The organism is Amycolatopsis ponsaeliensis (assembly GCF_030182635.1).
GTDB lineage: Bacteria > Actinomycetota > Actinomycetes > Mycobacteriales > Pseudonocardiaceae > Amycolatopsis > Amycolatopsis ponsaeliensis.
The window spans coordinates 71,070-88,127 of sequence record NZ_JAPZLD010000046.1; the positions used below are offsets into that span (position 1 = coordinate 71,070).

Genomic DNA, 17,058 nt, shown 5'->3' on the forward strand with positions numbered 1-17,058 from the left:
CGGTCAGGCGCCCGTCAGCTCACCCATCGCGCGGCTCAGCAGCGCGGCTTCCTCGTCCGGCAGCGACTGTCCCAACCGCACCATCTGCACGGCGGTCAGCAACGCCGTCCGGTCGTCCGAGGTCCCGAGATCACCGAGGTACGGCGGCAACAGGACCCCGAGCGCCCGGAAGTCCTTGCGTTCGCACAACTTGCCGAGCAGCTCGGTCAGCGCGGCGCTGCCGCCGTCGGTCGTCCGCAACGCGGCGGCGACCGTGAACCGCATCCCGTCGCGGTACGGCCCGGCCGGAACGTCCGGGAGGCGCGTGGCCGCCTGGCGGTAGTGCTCCTGCGCGCGGTCGGCGTCACCGAGCTCCTCGTGCGCGCGAGCCAGGTTCAGGTGCAGCGACGGGTAGAACCCGCGGACCCGCTCGTCGCCGACGCGATCGGCCCGCTCCAGGCACTCCTGGTTCCAGCGCAGCACGTCCTCGGGAGTCGTCTGGTGCCGCGCGAGGTAATGCGCCGCGACGCAGGCGCCGTAGTCGTCGGTGGCCGCGTCCCACGCCTGCCGGAACAGCGCGTGCGCGTCCTCGTTGCGGCCCGCCGCTTCGGCTTGCATGCCCTCCGCGCACAGGCGCACGACCGCGTCGTCGAGATCCATGGCGCTCAGGCTAGCGTTTTTGTCGGTGGTCGCCGCTAGCTTCGGAAACATGTACGAAGTCGACTTCGCCGAGTTCCCGTCCACGTCGGCCACCGCGTCCGGCGAGTTCTTCGCGCGTGCCTTCGGCTGGGACGTGACGCCGTACGGGCCCACGTACACCGACGTCCGCGCGCCCGGTCTCACCTTCGGCTTCCAGGCCGATACGGCCGAGCAACCCCGCGCGCCCCTGGTCACGATCCGCACGGACGACCTGGCGGCGGCCCGAACCGCCGTGGTCGCGGCCGGTGGGGAGGTGACCAAGGAACCGTTCGCCTTCCCCGGCGGCCGGCGCTTCCACTTCCGCGAACCCGGCGGCAGCGAGCTGGCGGTGTGGTGCCCGGAATAGCCGTCAGGACACGGCGGCGGCACCGTAGTACGTCGCGGGGTCGGCGGTTTCCAGCGGCAAGCCGAGCGCGAACCGCGTCACGAGGTCCGGGTTGGCGACGAAGTGCCTGGAGTACGACACCGCGTCGGCGATCCCGGCCCGGATCACGGCGTCCCCGGAGTCGCGGTCGAAGCCGTTGTTCACGATGAGCGAGCCGCCGAACAGCTGTCGATACCGCGCGAAGCCGGCGAAGTCCGGTCCCGCGTCCGAACCACGGAGGTGCAGGTACGCGACGTCGAGTCCGGCGACCAGCTCGTCGTAATCGGCGCGCAGGGATTCGTCCACAGTGAACAGTCCGCCCGTCCACCACGGCGAAAGCCTTACCCCCACAGCGATCCCGGAGGCACTCACGGCATCGACGACTTCCAGCAGCAGCTTGCGCCGGCAGCGTCCGTACGCGTCGGTGCGGCGGTTCGACCGCGGGTGCAGGAACTGCGCGAGCAGGTACACGCCGTTGGCCGCCACCTCGACGCCGTCGAAGCCCGCTCGCCGCGCGTTCTCCGCCGCCGCACCGTAGTCCGAGACGACGGCCCGGATCTCGGCCACGCTCATCTCGCGCGGAGTCACCGTCGGCCGCCGTCCCGAAGCGGTGTGCACGGACTCTTCGGGATTCACCGCCGACGGCCCGGCCGGACGCGCGCCGAGGAAGTCCGGGTGCGACACCGCCCCGGTGTGCCACAGCTGCACCACGATTCGCCCGCCGAGCGCGTGCACGACGTCCGTGACTTGACGCCAGCCGGCGACCTGGTCCTCGGCGTACACGCCGGGAACGTCCAGGAACCCGACGGCCCGTTCACTCACCCAAGTGCCTTCAGTGACGATCAGCCCGGCGCCGGCGCGCTCCGCGTAGTAGGCGGCCTGCGGTTCACCGGGAACGCCGCCGGGAACGTGCGCGCGGGTCGTCGGCGCGAGCACCACGCGGTTGGGCAGGCGCCATCCGCCCAGGTCGGCAGGGGTCAGCAAGCTCATCGGTCACCTCTGGTCGCAGCGATTCGTCGGGAGTGCGACGGTGGGTGCGGGCGAAAGGTGACCGATGGACGAGCTGGCCCGGGAGTTCGAGGCCGAACGCGGCAGGCTGCGCGGGCTGGCCTTCCGGATGCTCGGCTCGGCGGCCGAGGCGGACGACGCCGTCCAGGAAGCTTGGCTGCGGCTCAACCGCGTGGACTCCGTCGACAACCTCGCGGCCTGGCTGACGACGGTCGTCTCCCGCGTCTGCCTCGACGTCCTGCGCTCGCGGAAGGCCCGGCGCGAGGACCCGTTCGACGTCGTGCCGGAGCCCACGGCCGATGCCGACCCGGCCGGTGAGGTCGAACTGGCCGATTCGGTGGGCCGCGCGCTGCTCGTGGTGCTGGACGCGCTGGGCCCGGCCGAGCGGATCGCGTTCGTGCTGCACGACCTGTTCGCCGTGCCGTTCGACCGGATCGCCCCGGTGCTCGACCGCACGCCGGTGGCGGCGAAGAAGCTCGCGAGCCGCGCGCGGCACCGGGTTCGCGGCACGTCTCCGCTGCCTCCGGCCGACCTGGCGCGGCACCGCCGGGTGGTCGACGCGTTCCTGGCGGCAGCCCGCGGCGGCGACCTCGACGAGCTTCTGGACGTCCTCGCCCCGGACGTCGTCCGTCACGCCGACGCGGCCGCGCTGCCGGTGGGAGCGGCCCTCGAGGCACGCGGGGCCCGTGCCGTGGCCGAGGAGACGCAGGTGTTCGGGAAACGGGCTCACTTCGCCGAAGCGGCCCTGGTGGACGGCGCGGTCGGCGTCGTCGTGGCCCCGCGTGGCCGGCTGCTGCTCGCCCTCGCGGTGATGGTCGAGGGCGAGCGAGTGGCGGCGTACGAGGTGATCGCCGACCCCGCCCGGCTCGCCGCGCTGCACGTCACGCTCCTCAGCGCTTGATCCGGTACGAGAGGTGCGTGACGCCGGTCCCTTCGACGACCTCGGGGCCGGTCAGGGTGGTCGTCGCGTCGAGGCCCTCGAAGAACCGGACGCCGGAGCCGAGCAGCACCGGGATGAGGTCGACCTGAACGCCGTCGAGCAGGCCGAGGTTGAGGCACTGCTGCGCGATCTTGGTGCTGGCGACGACGACGTTCTTGTCGCCGGCGACCTTCTTGGCCTGCTCGACGGCGCTTTCGACGCCGTCGGTGACGAAGGTGAACGGCGCGTCCGGGTGCGGCCAGTCCGCCGGCGCCTCGTGGGTGACGACGAAGACCGGCACCCCCATCGGGTGCGTGCCGCCCCAGCCCTGGGTGATGTCGAACAGGTGGCGGCCGGCGATCAGCGCACCGACGTTGTCCATGGCGTCGCGCAGCATCTTCGCGCTGGCCTCGGAGGTCTTGAAGGTCGCCCAGTCGACGGCGGTGGGCACCTCGACGTCGCCGTTGCCGAACCACCCGAACAGGTGGTCGATGCGGTCCTGCGGGTCGGCGACGAAGCCGTCGAGGGACATGGACATGTTGGCGATGACGTCGGCCATTTCTAGCTCCTCTGTGCTGGTCGGAGGCGGTTTGCCTCGCTGAGGAGAAGTCTTCCGCGATCGCCCGGCCGGAAGATCTGCCACCTGGCCGACATCCGGCGGCGGGTGGCCGATGCCTTGACAGCCGCGTCGATCTTCGCGACCATGAACAGACGTTCATGAACGCGTGTTCACAACAGAGGAGATGGGGATGACCGGGATCGTCAACACCGCACAGGCCGAGGCGTGGAACGGCTACGAAGGGGAGCATTGGGCGTCGCACGCCGACCGCTACGACGCCGTGAACAACGGGTTCAACGACTACGTGCTCGACCAGGTCGGCAGCGGCGACCGGGTGCTCGACATCGGCTGCGGCAACGGCCGGCTGACGCGGCTCGCGGCGGCGCGGGCCCGGTCCGCGACCGGGGTCGACCTGTCCGGGCCGATGCTCGCGACCGCGCGGGCGCGGGCGGCGGAGGTGCCGAACGTGACCTTCGAGCAGGGTGACGTCCAGGTGCACCCGTTCGCCGAAGGCGGGTTCGACTTGGCGATCAGCCGGTTCGGGGTGATGTTCTTCGCCGACCCGGTGGTGGCGTTCGCCAACGTCCGGCTGGCCCTGAGCCCCGGCGGGCGGCTCGCCTTCCTCTGCATGGCGGCCCTCTCCGGCACCGACCTGGGCCGGGTGTTCGGGGCGATGGCCGAGTACCTGCCCCAGCCCACGGGCCCGGACGGCAGCGGCCCGACGTCGTTCGCGGACCCGGACCGCACGACGGCGGTCTTGACCGGAGCCGGCTTCGAGGACGTGGTGTGCACCCGCGTCGAGGCCGACCAGGTCTGGGGCCGTGACGTCCCCGACGCGACGCGGTTCATCTCCGACTGGGGTCCGGTGCGCCACCACCTGGGGATGGTCGACGCCGAGACCGCGGCCAAGGCGACCGAAGCCCTGACGGCGGCGCTCGAGCCGTTCGCGGGCCCGGACGCGGTCCGCCTGCGCGGGGCGGCGTGGCTGGTCACGGGAAGGAGGTCCTAGGGCGCGGGTTCTACGATGGCGGTGATGTCACCGAGGAAAGCCGCGGCTCAGCGGGACGGCCAGTCCCTGCACGACCTGCTGGTCGAAACCGCCCAGAAGATGATCGCCACGCACGGGACGACCGGGATGACCGTGCGCGAGATCGCGCGCATGGCGGGCGTCGCCGACGGCGTGCTCTACAACCACTTCTCCGACAAGGAGGAGCTGGTGGCCAGGGCCCTCCTGGAGCACGTGCGCACGACGGAAGCGGAGCTGGGCGACCTGCCGGTGGCCGGCGAAGGGACCTTGGAGGGGAACCTCCGCCGCCACCTGGAGTTCGGCCTCGCCCTGCACGAGGTGATCGTCCCGGCGTTCAGCGGCCTGCTCGGGCAGCCGAGGGTCCTGGAGCGCTTCGCGGAGATCAGCGAGCGATCCGGCTACTGGCGCGACCGTCTCCTGACGTACCTGAGGGAGGAGCGCACTCTCGGCAGGCTGCGCCCGGAGTCCGAAGTGGACGCAACGGCGGCCATGCTGGTCGGCTACTGCCACGCCTCGGTACTGGCAGCGGTCTTCCCGCACACGAGCCAGCTCGACCCGCCCACGCTGGACTCGGTGGTACGAGCGGCCCTCGACGGCATCGCGCCGTAGGTCCGCACCGCCTTCGCTCAACGCCCACCGGGTCTCACTCCAGAGCCACTCCCGGCGCCGGACCGCACCACCGCCACCCAGCCGCGCCACCGCGCCCACCCCCAGCCGCGCCAACCGCCCTCCCACCACCAGCTCTCGCAGCGCCCGCACGCCACGCACTCTCGGTCCCGGCCCACAGCGTCACTTACCCCGAGCCACTTACCCCGACTCGCAACCCACACCCCTCCGCCTACCTCGCCTAAACCATCGGGTTCCCGCTGACTGTCGACTCCGGAATCTCCTGCACCACACGATCCGCCCGTCGCGCACCCGCATGACGTCCGCGATCGCGCTCCCCCGCGATCCGGGCGTCAGGCGCAGGAGGCTGTGCGTGCACACGAGATCGTCCTCGGCGTCCGCCGGGCGCTTCTCGGTGAAGGCCGTCCGAAGGAAACCGACGACCACTTCCTTGTTCCGCTGGATGTCCGTCATCACTGTCCGTCCTTTGTGGAACTCTCGACACCAAGCCCACCATTCGCACGACAGAAAGGGAAAGACCGATGGACTCTGCCGCGATACCCTCGCGGTATGGACGACGTCGAGGTCCGTGAGCTGCGGTACTTCCGCGCGGTCGCCGAAGAGCTGAACTTCTCCCGCGCCGCCGAGCGGCTCGGGATGGCGCAGCCACCGCTGTCACGCGCGATCCGGTTGCTGGAGCGGCGGCTGGGCGTCCGGCTGTTCGAACGCACCAGCCGGCACGTCGAGCTGACGCCGGCCGGGAACGTCCTGTTCACGGAGTCGGCGAAGGCACTGGACGCGGTCACGGCCGCGGTCCGGCGCACCCGCCGGGCGGCGCACGAGCCGCCGGCACTCGTCGTCACCGTGAAACCCAGTGTCGCCACCGAACTGCTGCGGCGGATCGCCGGCGGGCACCCGGACCCGGTCGAGATCCGGGTCGGCGGGTTCGGCGAGCAGGGGGCCCTGCTGCGTGACGGTCAGGCCGACGTGGCCCTGCTCGGCTGCTCGGGCGACCACGGCGACCTGGACGTCGAGGTGCTCTTCACCGAGCCTCGGGTCGCCGCGCTCCCGGTGCGGCACGAGCTGGCGCACCGGACCTCGCTGACCTGCGCGGACTTCACCGGGCGGGCGACGCCGTCCTGGCCGGACGCGTCGGTCGCCGATCGGGCCTACTGGTCGGGCCGGGACGTGACCGGCGGCCCGGTCACGCCGGGGCCGGTGGTGCACGACATCGCGCAGCTGCTGGAGACGGTCGCGCTCGGGCAGGCAATCGCGCTGCTGCCGGCGTCGTTCGCGGAGGGGCACCCGCGGGCCGACGTCGTGTACCGGCCCGTCGCCGACGCGACGCCGTACTCGCTCGCGCTCGCCTGGCCGGCGGGCGCGCGGGACCCGCGGATCGCGCGGTTCGTGCGGACCGCCGTCGAGGTCAGCGAAGCACTACCTCGACCGGGAGCCGTCCCGGCGGGGTGACCGAGCGGACCACCGGCGGCACCCGCACGTCCTCGGCCTCGAACAGCACCCGCAGCTGCTCGAGGTCGGCGCCGGCCATCGCTTCGGCCAGCTCGTCGGCGCGGGCGACGGTGTCCGGAGCGAGCACCGCAGTGTCGTCGAGGTCGCCCCAGAGGTCCCACAGGATCATCTCGTGCTTGTTGAGCGCGGCGAGGTCGAGCACGAGGTTGTGCCGCGCGTACGGCAGGCCGCGCAGGAACGGGACATCCAGATCCGGCGAGACCACGAGCCGGCTCGGGTCGAGGTCGCCCGAGCGGGCCGCGGTCCAGGCGTCCGCGCCGACCAGGAACCGGTCGCGGGGCACGTCGAGGACGTCGACCTCGGGGAAGCCGTCCGGTAGCTGGGGTTCGACCAGGCGCCAGCCGTCGGGCGACCACACCTCCGCGACCACGTGGTCGAGGTACCAGCCCGGCACCAGGTAGCTCGCGAAGCCGACCCGGGCGCGCGCCGGGATGCCGTGGTGGCGGGCCATCGAGACGAACAGCACCGTGAAGTCGCGGCAGCAGCCGACGATCCGGTGCACCGGCGAACGCGGGGAGCCGGGCGGCGCCGGGTCGAGTTCGCGCAGGCGCGCGAACATGTCCGACGCGTACCGCAGGTCGATCTCTTCACCGCGCGAAGCCGGGAAGCCGTGCCGGGTGATGTCGCCCTGGGCCCAGTAGTGGAACACCAGCTCGGACGCCGCCCGGCGCAACGCCGCGAGGTCGCGCGGAACGCCGTCGAGCCAGGACGACTGCGCGCCCGGGTCGGTGAAGCGGCTCTGGCCGAGGTACCAGTCCATGGGCCCAGCCTACGAAAATTCAGCCCGCCTGCGCGGTCAGTTCGCCGCGGAACGTCGTGCGGTACGCGCTCGGTGACACCCCGAGTGCGGCCTGGAAGTGCTGGCGCAGCGAGGCCGCCGTGCCGAAGCCGGCCTCCGTCGCGACGCGGTCGACCGGCAGGTCCGACTCCTCCAGCAGCTGGCGGGCGCGCTCGATCCGTTGCTGCGTCAGCCATTGCAGGGCCGAGATGCCGACCTCGTCGCGGAAGCGGCGGGTGAACGTCCGGGTGCTCATCGCCTCGCGGGCGGCGAGTTCGCGCAGCGTCAGCGGGCGGTGCAGGTTCTCCAGCGCCCACGCGCGCGCCGCCTTCGTCGACGACGTGCGCGGCTCGGGCACCGGCCGCCGGACGAACTGGGCCTGGCCGCCTTCGCGGTGCGGGGAGACCACTGTGCCGCGGGCGACTTCGTTGGCGACGGCCGCGCCGTGGTCGCGGCGGATCATGTGCAGCACCAGGTCGATCCCGGACGCGACGCCCGCGGACGTCAGGACGTTGCCGTCGTCGGTGTAGAGCACGCACGGGTCGACCTCGACCTCGGGGAACCGGTGCTGCAGTTCGTCGGCGGAGCGCCAGTGGGTCGTCGCGCGGCGGCCGTCGAGGAGGCCGGCCGCGGCGAGGACGAACGCGCCCGTGCAGATCGACGCGATGCGCGCGTCCCCCGGGATCCGGTCCAGCGCCGCCGCGAGGGGCGGGGTCAGCACGCGCGCCATGGGCTCGTACTCGGCCAGCGACGCCGGGACGATCACGGTGTCGGCCTCCGCCAGCACCTCGGGACCGCGGTCGATCGGGATCGTGAAGTCGGCGTCGGTGCGGACCGGGCCGGGTTCGAGGGTGCAGGTCACGACCTCGTACAGCGGCTCGCCCGACGCCGAGCGCGCCTGCCCGAAGAGCCGGTGGACGATGCCCAGCTCCATCACGAGCATGCCGTGCCTGACCAGCACGGCGACGTGGTGACGGTCCGGGTGCACAAAGGCGGCCATGGCTCGATTCTTGCACATGTTGGCTATCAGGCCACTCGATCGAGCCGCCGGCCCGCGTGACCATCGAGGTCATGAACGTTTTGTGGGTTTTCGCGCATCCCGAGCCGCGCTCGCTGAGCGGGGCCCTCCGTGACGACGGGCTCCGGACGCTGCACGAGCTCGGTCACGACGTCCGGGAGTCGGACCTGTACGCGATGAAGTGGAACCCGGTCGTCGACGCGGCCGACTTCGGCACCGAGGCCGGCGACGAGCGCCTGGTCGTCGGGGCGACGTCGGCCCGGGCGCACGCGCGGGGCGAGCTGAGCCCGGACATCGTGGCCGAGCAGGAGAAGCTCGACTGGGCGGACGCGGTCGTCGTGCAGTTCCCGTTGTGGTGGTACGGAATGCCGGCGATCCTCAAGGGCTGGTTCGACCGCGTGTTCGTGAAGGGCTTCGGCTACGGCATCCGGGCGGAGGACGGCCGCACGCTGCGCTACGGCGAGGGCAGGCTCGCGGGCAAGCGCGCGATGGTGGTGCTCACCGCGGGCGCCCGCGAGCCGGCCATGGGCCCGCGCGGGGTGAACGGCGAGCTGAACGAGGTCCTGTGGCCGGTGCACCACGGAACGCTGTTCTACGCGGGAATGTCGGTCCTGCAGCCGCTCCCGATCTACGGCGCCGACAGGCTCTCGGAAGAGCAGTTCGCCGAGGCCTGCGAGCGGCTGCGAGAGCGCCTGCGGACGCTGGAGACAGCGGAGCCGATCCCGTTCCGCACGCAGAACGGCGGCGACTACGACGAAGACCTGGTCCTCCGCCCCGACCGCGCCCCCGGCGCGACAGGCCTGGCCATCCACCTCACCTGAAAGCCATGAAGGGCACCCTCATGGCGCTTATGACCATGAGGGTGCCCCTCATGGTCTGCGCGGCGGTGGAGGCAACGCGCAAGCCGGCCGCTCAGCTCACGCCGGCAACGTCAGCCCACAGGAGGCCGGCGCCGAGGCACTGGGCCGCTCAGCTCACGCCGGCAACGTGAGCCGCTGGCCCAAGCCGCCGTCCACCGGGAGGTCCGCTCCCGTTGTGAACGTCGCCTCGAACGCCAAGAACAACACCGCCGCCGCGACCTCTTCGACCCTTGCGTGCCGCTTCAGCGGCGTCACCTCGTCGCCCGTTGCCTTGAACGCCGCCATTACCGAGGCCGGCACGCCCGTCACCCCCATCGTCGGGGTGTCCGTGTAGCCCGGGCTGACCACGTTCACCCGGATCCCGCGCGGCGCCAGCTCGGCCGCGTACGTCAGCGCGAACGACCGGACCGCCGCCTTCGCCGCCGAATACGGCCCCATCCCCGCGATGCCCGCCCCGGCCGCCACCGACGTCGTGAACACGAACGACCCGCCCGGCCGCACCAGCCCGGCCAGCCGCTGGGCCGTGAAGTACGCGCCCTTCGCGTTGACGTCGAACGTCCGGTCGTAGATCTCCGGGGTCGCCTCCGAATACGGCGTCAAAGTCGCGAAACCGACGTTGATGAACACCAGGTCCAATGAGCCGAGAGTGTCCGCGGCGACGGAAGCCAGCGAGTCGATGTCGGCCAGCGACGAAGCGTCCGACGACAGCAGGTGCGCCGGCAGGTCCAGACCCGACACGTCACGGCCGGTCGCGAGCACCTCCGCGCCGCCGTCCAGCAGCGCGCGCACCACCGCCAGGCCCATGCCGTGCGTGCCGCCCGTGACGACGGCCTTCTTCCCCGAATACTTCACCGGATCTCCTCGATGACACTCGCGATCGCGTGCGCACCGTGGCCCGCCGCCACCGCGCGGTCGAACAACTCCCGCACCGCCGCCGGCACCGAAAATCCGATCCCCTGCGCGCGGCTCGTCTCCACCAGCAGGCCGAGCCCGGCCGCGTTGATGTCCAAAGCGGACACGTCGGTCGCGTAGTCACCACTGGCCACCTGCGCCCCGATGCCCGGCAGGAACCCGCCGACCGCCGAGAGCCACGACAACGCCATCGGCGTGAACGTCGCAGGCTCGACGCCCTCGGTCCCCACCAACGCCAGCGCGTGCAGGTACCCCGCCATCGTCGACCACATGATGCCCAGCAGCGCCAGGTCGTACAGCGCCGCCAGACCCGCGTCCTCGCCGAGGAAAACCGGCTCCCCCAGCACCGTCAACACCTCGCGCTGCGCCGAAAACACCGGCGCCGAACCGCTGTACAGGATCCGCGACTGCGCGGTCCCGATGCCCTGCGGCACCGCCATGATCACGCCGTCCACGTAGTCGACACCCGCGGACGACGCCCACGCGGCCGCGTCACGAGCCTGCGCGGGCGTCCCGGAAGTGAGGTTGACCAGCACCTTCGGCGAAGCGGCTTCCAGCACCGCTTGCTGACTGTCGTATGTGGACAGACAACTGATCACGACGTCCGCTGTGGCCGCTTCCGCCGGCGTGGCCGCGAGCCGCGCGCCGCGGTCGAGCAGCGGGCCCGCCTTGAGCGGCGACCGGTTCCACACCACGACGTCGTGGCCCGCCCCCAGAAGCGCGCCGGCGAGGGCCGCACCCATCCGCCCCAGGCCGAGCACGCTCACCTGTTTCTTGCTTTCTCCCATGCCGATCATGCTGCGGGCGCGCTTTACTATGGACAAGTACCGACTAATAAGTCAGGTACCCACCAAAAGGTAAGGATCCTGCATGCTGGCGAGAACCTACCGCTGCGGGCTCGACGCCGCGATCGACGTCGTCGGCGGCCGCTGGAAGGCCCTGATCCTCTGGGCGCTGCACGCCGAACCGCTGCGGTTCGGGGAGCTGAAGCGGAAAGTGAACGGGATCAGCGAGAAGATGCTTATCCAGGCGCTGCGGGAACTGGAGGCGGACGAGGTCGTGCACCGCGAGGTGTTCCACGAGATCCCGCCGAAGGTCGAATACTCGCTGACCGGCCTGGGTCAGCGGCTGAACACCGCGTTGCTGCCGCTGGGCGACTGGGGCGAGGAGAACATGGCCGGCATCGCGAAGCGCCGCGGCGTCACACCCGCGCCGCCGCATACTCCTTGAGCGTGATCGCGTTGCCCGCCTTGAGCGGCAGCTCCTCGATCACCTTGCGCCACGGCAGGTACGGCAGCAGCTTGTAGTTCAGGTTGCGCAGCCGGATCCACCCGCGGGTCGGCGGCACGAACCACTTCCCGTTGCCCTGGGCCAGTTTCTGGCAGGCATCGACGAAGCCACGCATCTCGGATTCGTACGCCCCGAACGCCTTGACGTGGTCGTCAGCCGCCGCGAGTTCGCCCGCCAGCACGTACGCGCCGACGATCGCGAGGCTCGTCCCCATGCCCGAGAGCGGCGCGGCGCAGTACGCGGCGTCGCCGACCAGCGCGACGCGGCCGCGTGAATACGAGTCGAGCACGATCTGGCTCGCCGAGTCGAAGTAGAAGTCCGGCGCCTCCCGCATCGCCTCGAGCAGCGCCGGCGTCTCCCAGCCGGCACCGCCGAACGTCTCCTCGACGATCCGCCGCTGCTGCTCGACGTCGCGGTGGTCGTAGTCGATCGGCGGCGAGCCGAACCAGAACAGCGCCTTCGCCTCCGCGTTGTCCCGCGCGCTGTAGACGCCGATGGTGCGGTTCGGCTCGTTGTAGAACCGGCCGACGTGGTCGAGGCCGAGATGGTTCGGCACGGTGAAGATCGAGACGTAGTAACCGAGGTCGCGGCGGTACCGGGACTCGTCGCCGAAGACCAGCGAGCGCACGTTCGAGTGCAGCCCGTCGGCGCCGATGACCAGGTCGAACTCGCGCGGCTCGCCGTGTTCGAAGGTGACCTTGACGCCGTCGCCGCGTTCGAGGACGCCGGTGATCGAGTCGCCGAAGACGTACTCGACGTCGTCCTTCGTGGCGTCATAGAGGATCCGCGACAGGTCGCCGCGCAGGATTTCCAGCTCACCACTCTGGATGGACGCGGGCGTGACGACCAGCGGCCGGTCCTCACCGTCCACATAGGTCACTCCGCCCATCCGGGTCGCGGCTGCTTCGACCTGCGCCAGCAGGCCCATCCGCTCGAGGACCCGCAGGGAGGCGCCGCGGAAGTCGACCGCGTAGCCGCCGTCGCGCAGCTGAGGGGCGCGTTCGACGACCGTCGGCGTGAAGCCGTGGCGGTGGAGCCAGAACGCGAGGGCGGGGCCGGCGACGCTGGCGCCGGAGATGAGGACTCGTCGGTTCGTCATGCCGAGAACCATAACCGCGATTTGGGCGATCGCACAAGGCGTTCGCCTAAGGCGTCCGTGCTAGGCTCTGGACATGGGCAACAAGGACGCACTGCTGGCCGGCGCGAAGCGCTGCTTGAACGAGAAGGGCTACGCCCACACGACCGTCCGGGACCTGGCCTCGGCGGCGAACGTGAGCATGGCCGCCATCGGCTACCACTTCGGCTCACGGGAAGCCCTGCTCAACACCGCGCTGATCGAGGCGAACGAGGAGTGGGGCGAGACACTGGCCAAGGTGCTGCAGGTCGAGACGCCGGCGGGCGCGTCACCGGCCGAGCGGTTCGAGCTGATCTGGCGCCGGGTCATCGAGTCGTTCGACGAGCACCGCCGGATGTGGGCGGTGAGCATGGAGGCCTACTCGCAGCCGGACCTCGACCCCGAAGTGCGCGCGCAGCTGGCGAACGCCCTGGAGCTGGCCCGGTTCGGGCTGGCGAACCTCTTCCAAGGCCTCGATGACGGCAGCGACGAGGCCCGGGCCGTCGGCACGGTGCACCAGGCCCTGCTCTCGGGCGTGATGCTGCAGTGGCTGATCGACCCGGACCACGCGCCGTCGGGCGCCGACCTCGTGCGCGGCCTGCGCCTGATCGCGACGGACGTCCTCGCCTAAGCGGTCACCAGGTCCGCGCCGGTGAAGAACGTCGAAGCCGCGGACATCGCGTCGGCGTCCAGGAGCACGTCGCCGGGGCGGCTGCCGTTCCCCAGGAGCACGCCGCCCCAGTTCATGCTCAGGTACTCCGCGCACAGCTCGAGCGTGCCGATCAGCGGCTGGGCCTCGCGCGCCGTCTCGCTCAGGACGCTCACACCCCACAGTGACTTGCCGCGCATCTTCGGCTTGAACTCGACCGGCAGCCGCATCCAGCCCGACCAGTAGTCGAGGTAGAGCTTCACGCTTGCCGCGACCGAGTACCAGTACACCGGCGACACCACGACGATGTCCGTCGCTTCGAACGTCGCGTCCATCAGCAGCTGCTCGTTCTCGCCCGGCGCCGGGTGCTCACCGGCGCCGTGGCGGCGGTCTTCGAACGGCGGCAGCGGCAGCTCGGGCAACCGGAGCCACCGCTGTTCGGCGTCGCGAGGCAGCTCCCTCGCCGCCCGCCGGGCCAGCATTTCCGTGTTCCCGCCGGCCCGCGCCGCGCCGACCAGGAAGAGGAAGTTCCGCGTCATCTCAGGTCCCCTCAGTTACTTGCATGTACATATAAAGACTGTCCCTGGACTATGCTGATGTCAAGAGGAAGGCGGGAACATGACCGTCGACGAACAGTCCTGGGGACGCATGCTCGTGCTGCACGCCCGCATCGAGCAGGACCTGGGGAAGGCACTGCAACGGAGGCACGGGCTCGGCCTGTCCGAGTACCGCGCGCTCGGCAAGCTGGTCGCGGGCCCGCGCGGCGGCCTGCGGATGCAGGAGCTCGCCGAGGCGATCGGGCTCAACCAGAGCTCGGTCAGCCGGATGTGTGCGCGTCTCGAAGACGCCGGCCTGACGATCCGCGACCTGTGCGAGGACGACCGCCGCGGCGTCTACTCGGTGATCACCGACGCCGGCCGCAAGCGCTACGCCGAGACCGAGCCGACGTACTGCTCCGTGCTGCGGACCTCGCTCGACAAGGCCGCGGGCGACCCGGAGCTGGCCGGCGCGGTCGTCGCCGTCCGCGGCGCTTGACCCGTATATGCCTCGGTGGTTATATACAAGCATGCCCGCGAAGCTGCTGACCGCCGATGACCGCCCTGCCCTGCGGCTGGAACGCCGCCTGAAACACGCGCCCGAGAAGGTCTGGCGCGCCATCACGGACCCGGGCGAGCTGGAGCACTGGTTCCCGGCGAAGGTGGACGTCGAGCTGCGTGACGGCGGCGCGATCCGGTTCACCTTCCCCGGCGACGACAAGGCGACGACCGGGAAGGTCGTCACCGTCGACCCGCCGCGCGAGTTCACCTTCGTCTGGAACGACGACACCCTGCGCTGGCTGATCACCCCCGACGGCGACGGCAGCCTCCTGGAGTTCACGCACACGTTCGGCCGCGGCGACCCGGCGATCGCGAGGCTCGCCGCGGGGCGCACCGCGAGTGGCTGGGACGTCTGCCTCGACGCCCTCGACGCACGCCTGTCCGGCCGGAACTTCGAGCAGCCGAAGGACTGGCACGCCCGCATGGCGTCCTATGTGGAGGAGTTCGGCCTCGGCTTCGGCGAGGTCCTTCCCGATGGCACGATCCGCTTCCGCCGCGACCTCGTCTGGAAGCCGGTGGACGAGGTCCGCGCGCTGCTCCCGGACGAGCCGGGCTGGCACGTGCTCCAGGACCCGCTCGAAGGCACCCGCGTCGAGTTCACCGAGCCCGCGCCCGACGACGTCGTCGCCGAGCTGGCCAGGCGCCACGAGCAGCTCGACAAGCTGTTCGCCGCCACGCACGGCGTCGACCTGCCGGACTGGACGCACGAGCGCGTCGAGGCCGCGAAGAAGCATTACGCGGAGCGTCCGACTCAGGGTTGACGCGCGGCGCGGGCGTCCGCATTACGTTCGGTGCATGCGAATTCGCGTGGTACTGGACGCGCTCGCGGTCCTGGTGCTGGCGATCGGGGCCGGCGGGAACCTCGCCGCCGGGGCGTGGTCGCTGCCGCTGTGGCTCCCCGCCTGGCTCGGCTGGACGATCATGCTGACGAGCGTCACCCCGATCGTGCTGCGGCGCTGGTGGCCGCGGCCCGCCTACATCCTGGCCCTCGTGCTGACGGCCGCGGCCGTGCCGATCGGCGGGCCGGTGCTGGCGGTCGCCGTCGTGGCGGCCGGGTGCGCGCTCTACACGTTCGTCGTGCACCGGGGCAGCCGGGCGTCGCGGGTCGGGTTCGCGGCCGGGCTGCTCGGGATCGGCCTGCTCGGGATCGTGCTGCCGAACCCGAGCACCGCCACCACCGTCAACTTCGGGGCGTCGGCGCTCATCGTCGGGTTCGCGCTCGGCATCGCCGTCCACGGCCGCCGCGAGTACGCCGCGGCCGAGCGGGAAAACCACGCGCGGGAAGCGGTTTCCGCGGAACGGCTGCGGATCGCGCGCGAGATGCACGACGTCGTCGCGCACAGCATGAGCCTGATCGCGGTGAAGGCGGCGGTCGGCAACCACGTCGCTCTGGAGCAGCCCGCGGAGGCGAGGGAAGCGTTGCGCGTCATCGAAGACACCAGCCGCGAGACGCTGGCCGAGCTGCGCCGGATGCTGGGCGTGCTGCGCGACGGCACCGGCGTCCCAGCGCTGGCCCCCGCCCCGACGCTTGCCGACCTGCGCGCGCTCGCCGAACGCGCGGAGCAGGCGGGCCCGTCGGTGGATCTGGCGGTCGACGGTCTCGACGAGCTGCCGGGCGGCGTCGGCCAGTCGGTGTACCGGATCGTGCAGGAGGCGCTGACCAACGTGGTCAAGCACGCGAGCGCGACGACGTGCCGCATCCGCGTCACGGGCGGCGAGGGGGAAGTGAGCATCGAGGTCCGCGACGACGGCCGCGGCGGCTCGGCAACCCCGGGCCACGGCTTGATCGGCATGCGCGAGCGCGTGGCGGTCTACGGCGGCGACTTCTCGGCGGGCGCTTGCGATCCTGGCTTCCGCGTGTTCGCGCGCCTGCCCTACGAGACGGCGGTGGTCCGATGACCCGCGTCCTGATCGCCGACGACCAGGCGCTGCTGCGCGGCAGTTTCCGGGTGCTGGTGGACAGTGCCCCGGGCCTGGAGGTGGTCGGCGAAGCCTCGGACGGTGTCGAGGCGGTGGCGGTGGCGCGGCGCGAGAAGCCGGACGTCGTGCTGATGGACGTCCGGATGCCGTCGATGGACGGCATCGAGGCGACGCGCCTGATCTGCGCTTCGTCGGAGGTCCGGGTGCTGATGTTGACGACGTTCGACCTGGACGAGTACGTGTACGCGGCTTTGCGCGCGGGCGCGAGCGGGTTTCTCCTGAAGGACACGCGACCGGCGGACCTGCTGGCGGCGATCGAGATCGTGGCTTCGGGGGATGCGTTGTTGGCGCCATCGGTGACGCGTCGGCTGGTGTCGGAGTTCGCGCGGCTGCCGACTGGCCCGGTGAAGCAACTGGAAGGTGTGACGGCGCGCGAGCAGGAGGTGCTGGCGCTGATCGCGCGGGGGTTGTCGAACGACGAGATAGCCGCGCGGCTGCATTTGGGGATCGCGACGGTGAAGACCCATATCGGGAGGCTGCTGCACAAGCTGGCGGCCCGTGATCGAGCACAGTTGGTGATCGCGGCTTACGAGTCCGGCCTGGTGCGCCCTACCGCCGGTCGTGAGTGAGAAACAGGGTTAGAACCCTGTGCCATGTTTCAGGACATCGTGAACAGGTATGTCTCACGACATCGTGGACAGTTTCGGGTTGATGAGACGTTGGTAGCGT

General features: G+C 71.2%; 21 protein-coding genes. 12 read left to right on the forward strand and 9 right to left on the reverse strand.

Going from position 1 to position 17,058, the window contains the following annotated elements; genetic code table 11:
- Positions 1-3 precede the first annotated feature (3 nt).
- Positions 4-639: a hypothetical protein gene (locus tag QQ657_RS44855; protein ID WP_284748494.1), complete on the reverse strand. Its 636-nt coding sequence runs from the start codon at positions 637-639 to the stop codon at positions 4-6.
- Positions 640-688: 49 nt separating this feature from the next.
- Between QQ657_RS44855 and QQ657_RS44860 the strand changes: the two genes are divergently transcribed.
- Positions 689-1,024 carry a VOC family protein gene (locus QQ657_RS44860; RefSeq protein WP_284748495.1) on the forward strand — a complete coding sequence of 112 codons (336 nt, stop codon included), beginning with the start codon at positions 689-691 and terminating at the stop codon, positions 1,022-1,024.
- Between the two features lie 3 nt (positions 1,025-1,027).
- Here the strand turns inward: QQ657_RS44860 and QQ657_RS44865 are convergent, their stop codons facing one another.
- Positions 1,028-2,032 (reverse strand): alkene reductase, encoded by a 1,005-nt coding sequence (locus QQ657_RS44865; RefSeq protein ID WP_284748496.1) that lies wholly within the window; start codon positions 2,030-2,032, stop codon positions 1,028-1,030.
- 64 nt (positions 2,033-2,096) lie between these two features.
- Between QQ657_RS44865 and QQ657_RS44870 the strand changes: the two genes are divergently transcribed.
- Positions 2,097-2,951 (forward strand): sigma-70 family RNA polymerase sigma factor, encoded by an 855-nt coding sequence (locus tag QQ657_RS44870; protein ID WP_284748497.1) that lies wholly within the window; start codon positions 2,097-2,099, stop codon positions 2,949-2,951.
- Here the strand turns inward: QQ657_RS44870 and QQ657_RS44875 are convergent.
- Positions 2,941-3,528, reverse strand: a complete 588-nt coding sequence (locus QQ657_RS44875) for a dihydrofolate reductase family protein (RefSeq protein WP_284748498.1) — start codon at positions 3,526-3,528, stop codon at positions 2,941-2,943. The two genes, QQ657_RS44870 and QQ657_RS44875, sit on opposite strands and share 11 nt — an antisense overlap.
- 190 nt (positions 3,529-3,718) lie before the next feature.
- On the opposite strand from QQ657_RS44875, the gene QQ657_RS44880 reads away from it, so the two are divergent.
- The 3 genes from QQ657_RS44880 to QQ657_RS44890 all read left to right on the forward strand — a co-directional run bounded on the left by QQ657_RS44880 (position 3,719) and on the right by QQ657_RS44890 (position 6,631).
- A complete protein-coding gene (locus QQ657_RS44880) occupies positions 3,719-4,537 on the forward strand; it encodes a class I SAM-dependent methyltransferase (protein ID WP_284748499.1) in 819 nt (272 codons plus the stop codon).
- A 15-nt stretch (positions 4,538-4,552) separates the two neighbouring features.
- Positions 4,553-5,164 carry a TetR/AcrR family transcriptional regulator gene (locus QQ657_RS44885; RefSeq protein WP_350310756.1) on the forward strand — a complete coding sequence of 204 codons (612 nt, stop codon included), beginning with the start codon at positions 4,553-4,555 and terminating at the stop codon, positions 5,162-5,164.
- 567 nt (positions 5,165-5,731) lie between these two features.
- Positions 5,732-6,631 (forward strand): LysR family transcriptional regulator, encoded by a 900-nt coding sequence (locus tag QQ657_RS44890; protein WP_284748501.1) that lies wholly within the window; start codon positions 5,732-5,734, stop codon positions 6,629-6,631.
- On the opposite strand, the gene QQ657_RS44895 is transcribed toward QQ657_RS44890, so the two are convergent.
- Both QQ657_RS44895 and QQ657_RS44900 read right to left on the reverse strand, forming a co-directional pair.
- Entirely contained in the window at positions 6,588-7,451 is an 864-nt protein-coding gene (locus tag QQ657_RS44895) for a transglutaminase-like domain-containing protein (protein WP_284748502.1), read from the reverse strand. The two genes, QQ657_RS44890 and QQ657_RS44895, sit on opposite strands and share 44 nt — an antisense overlap.
- Positions 7,452-7,470: 19 nt before the next feature.
- The gene (locus tag QQ657_RS44900) at positions 7,471-8,469 is read right to left on the reverse strand and encodes a GlxA family transcriptional regulator (protein WP_284748503.1); all 999 of its coding nucleotides are present in this window, start codon (positions 8,467-8,469) and stop codon (positions 7,471-7,473) included.
- A gap of 71 nt (positions 8,470-8,540) precedes the next feature.
- On the opposite strand from QQ657_RS44900, the gene QQ657_RS44905 reads away from it, so the two are divergent.
- Positions 8,541-9,308: an NAD(P)H-dependent oxidoreductase gene (locus QQ657_RS44905; RefSeq protein ID WP_284748504.1), complete on the forward strand. Its 768-nt coding sequence runs from the start codon at positions 8,541-8,543 to the stop codon at positions 9,306-9,308.
- Between the two features lie 153 nt (positions 9,309-9,461).
- On the opposite strand, the gene QQ657_RS44910 is transcribed toward QQ657_RS44905, so the two are convergent.
- The gene (locus QQ657_RS44910) at positions 9,462-10,199 is read right to left on the reverse strand and encodes an SDR family NAD(P)-dependent oxidoreductase (RefSeq protein WP_284748505.1); all 738 of its coding nucleotides are present in this window, start codon (positions 10,197-10,199) and stop codon (positions 9,462-9,464) included.
- Complete coding sequence (locus QQ657_RS44915; protein ID WP_284748506.1) at positions 10,196-11,047, reverse strand: imine reductase family protein; 852 nt, start codon at positions 11,045-11,047, stop codon at positions 10,196-10,198. The genes QQ657_RS44910 and QQ657_RS44915 overlap by 4 nt, the downstream gene beginning before the upstream one ends.
- A gap of 82 nt (positions 11,048-11,129) precedes the next feature.
- Between QQ657_RS44915 and QQ657_RS44920 the strand changes: the two genes are divergently transcribed.
- Positions 11,130-11,489 carry a winged helix-turn-helix transcriptional regulator gene (locus QQ657_RS44920; RefSeq protein ID WP_284748507.1) on the forward strand — a complete coding sequence of 120 codons (360 nt, stop codon included), beginning with the start codon at positions 11,130-11,132 and terminating at the stop codon, positions 11,487-11,489.
- On the opposite strand, the gene QQ657_RS44925 is transcribed toward QQ657_RS44920, so the two are convergent.
- Positions 11,461-12,648 carry an FAD-dependent monooxygenase gene (locus QQ657_RS44925; RefSeq protein ID WP_284748508.1) on the reverse strand — a complete coding sequence of 396 codons (1,188 nt, stop codon included), beginning with the start codon at positions 12,646-12,648 and terminating at the stop codon, positions 11,461-11,463. The genes QQ657_RS44920 and QQ657_RS44925 overlap by 29 nt on opposite strands.
- A 73-nt stretch (positions 12,649-12,721) precedes the next feature.
- Here QQ657_RS44925 and QQ657_RS44930 point away from each other — a divergent pair, with 73 nt between their 5' ends.
- On the forward strand, positions 12,722-13,294 hold the full coding sequence (locus QQ657_RS44930; protein WP_284748509.1) for a TetR/AcrR family transcriptional regulator: 573 nt from the start codon (positions 12,722-12,724) through the stop codon (positions 13,292-13,294).
- On the opposite strand, the gene QQ657_RS44935 is transcribed toward QQ657_RS44930, so the two are convergent.
- The gene (locus QQ657_RS44935) at positions 13,291-13,851 is read right to left on the reverse strand and encodes a flavodoxin family protein (RefSeq protein WP_284748510.1); all 561 of its coding nucleotides are present in this window, start codon (positions 13,849-13,851) and stop codon (positions 13,291-13,293) included. The genes QQ657_RS44930 and QQ657_RS44935 overlap by 4 nt on opposite strands.
- A 79-nt stretch (positions 13,852-13,930) precedes the next feature.
- Between QQ657_RS44935 and QQ657_RS44940 the strand changes: the two genes are divergently transcribed.
- From QQ657_RS44940 to QQ657_RS44955, 4 genes are read left to right on the forward strand one after another with little or no spacing between them, the layout of a single operon-like run.
- Positions 13,931-14,347, forward strand: a complete 417-nt coding sequence (locus tag QQ657_RS44940; RefSeq protein WP_284748511.1) for a MarR family winged helix-turn-helix transcriptional regulator — start codon at positions 13,931-13,933, stop codon at positions 14,345-14,347.
- A gap of 31 nt (positions 14,348-14,378) precedes the next feature.
- Complete coding sequence (locus QQ657_RS44945; protein WP_284748512.1) at positions 14,379-15,170, forward strand: SRPBCC family protein; 792 nt, start codon at positions 14,379-14,381, stop codon at positions 15,168-15,170.
- Positions 15,171-15,204: 34 nt separating this feature from the next.
- Positions 15,205-16,308: a sensor histidine kinase gene (locus tag QQ657_RS44950; protein ID WP_284748513.1), complete on the forward strand. Its 1,104-nt coding sequence runs from the start codon at positions 15,205-15,207 to the stop codon at positions 16,306-16,308.
- Complete coding sequence (locus QQ657_RS44955) at positions 16,305-16,958, forward strand: response regulator (RefSeq protein WP_284748514.1); 654 nt, start codon at positions 16,305-16,307, stop codon at positions 16,956-16,958. The genes QQ657_RS44950 and QQ657_RS44955 overlap by 4 nt, the downstream gene beginning before the upstream one ends.
- Positions 16,959-17,058 lie beyond the last annotated feature (100 nt).

Excerpts from the sequence above, each read along its gene's own strand:
- QQ657_RS44855 (WP_284748494.1), bottom strand. The coding sequence starts at position 639 with ATGGATCTCGACGACGCGGTCGTGCGCCTGTGCGCGGAGGGCATGCAA.
- QQ657_RS44860 (WP_284748495.1), top strand. The coding sequence starts at position 689 with ATGTACGAAGTCGACTTCGCCGAGTTCCCGTCCACGTCGGCCACCGCG.
- QQ657_RS44865 (WP_284748496.1), bottom strand. The coding sequence starts at position 2,032 with ATGAGCTTGCTGACCCCTGCCGACCTGGGCGGATGGCGCCTGCCCAAC.
- QQ657_RS44870 (WP_284748497.1), top strand. The coding sequence starts at position 2,097 with ATGGACGAGCTGGCCCGGGAGTTCGAGGCCGAACGCGGCAGGCTGCGC.
- QQ657_RS44875 (WP_284748498.1), bottom strand. The coding sequence starts at position 3,528 with ATGGCCGACGTCATCGCCAACATGTCCATGTCCCTCGACGGCTTCGTC.
- QQ657_RS44880 (WP_284748499.1), top strand. The coding sequence starts at position 3,719 with ATGACCGGGATCGTCAACACCGCACAGGCCGAGGCGTGGAACGGCTAC.
- QQ657_RS44885 (WP_350310756.1), top strand. The coding sequence starts at position 4,553 with ATGGCGGTGATGTCACCGAGGAAAGCCGCGGCTCAGCGGGACGGCCAG.
- QQ657_RS44890 (WP_284748501.1), top strand. The coding sequence starts at position 5,732 with ATGGACGACGTCGAGGTCCGTGAGCTGCGGTACTTCCGCGCGGTCGCC.
- QQ657_RS44895 (WP_284748502.1), bottom strand. The coding sequence starts at position 7,451 with ATGGACTGGTACCTCGGCCAGAGCCGCTTCACCGACCCGGGCGCGCAG.
- QQ657_RS44900 (WP_284748503.1), bottom strand. The coding sequence starts at position 8,469 with ATGGCCGCCTTTGTGCACCCGGACCGTCACCACGTCGCCGTGCTGGTC.
- QQ657_RS44905 (WP_284748504.1), top strand. The coding sequence starts at position 8,541 with ATGAACGTTTTGTGGGTTTTCGCGCATCCCGAGCCGCGCTCGCTGAGC.
- QQ657_RS44915 (WP_284748506.1), bottom strand. The coding sequence starts at position 11,047 with ATGGGAGAAAGCAAGAAACAGGTGAGCGTGCTCGGCCTGGGGCGGATG.
- QQ657_RS44920 (WP_284748507.1), top strand. The coding sequence starts at position 11,130 with ATGCTGGCGAGAACCTACCGCTGCGGGCTCGACGCCGCGATCGACGTC.
- QQ657_RS44925 (WP_284748508.1), bottom strand. The coding sequence starts at position 12,648 with ATGACGAACCGACGAGTCCTCATCTCCGGCGCCAGCGTCGCCGGCCCC.
- QQ657_RS44930 (WP_284748509.1), top strand. The coding sequence starts at position 12,722 with ATGGGCAACAAGGACGCACTGCTGGCCGGCGCGAAGCGCTGCTTGAAC.
- QQ657_RS44935 (WP_284748510.1), bottom strand. The coding sequence starts at position 13,851 with ATGACGCGGAACTTCCTCTTCCTGGTCGGCGCGGCGCGGGCCGGCGGG.
- QQ657_RS44940 (WP_284748511.1), top strand. The coding sequence starts at position 13,931 with ATGACCGTCGACGAACAGTCCTGGGGACGCATGCTCGTGCTGCACGCC.
- QQ657_RS44945 (WP_284748512.1), top strand. The coding sequence starts at position 14,379 with ATGCCCGCGAAGCTGCTGACCGCCGATGACCGCCCTGCCCTGCGGCTG.
- QQ657_RS44950 (WP_284748513.1), top strand. The coding sequence starts at position 15,205 with ATGCGAATTCGCGTGGTACTGGACGCGCTCGCGGTCCTGGTGCTGGCG.
- QQ657_RS44955 (WP_284748514.1), top strand. The coding sequence starts at position 16,305 with ATGACCCGCGTCCTGATCGCCGACGACCAGGCGCTGCTGCGCGGCAGT.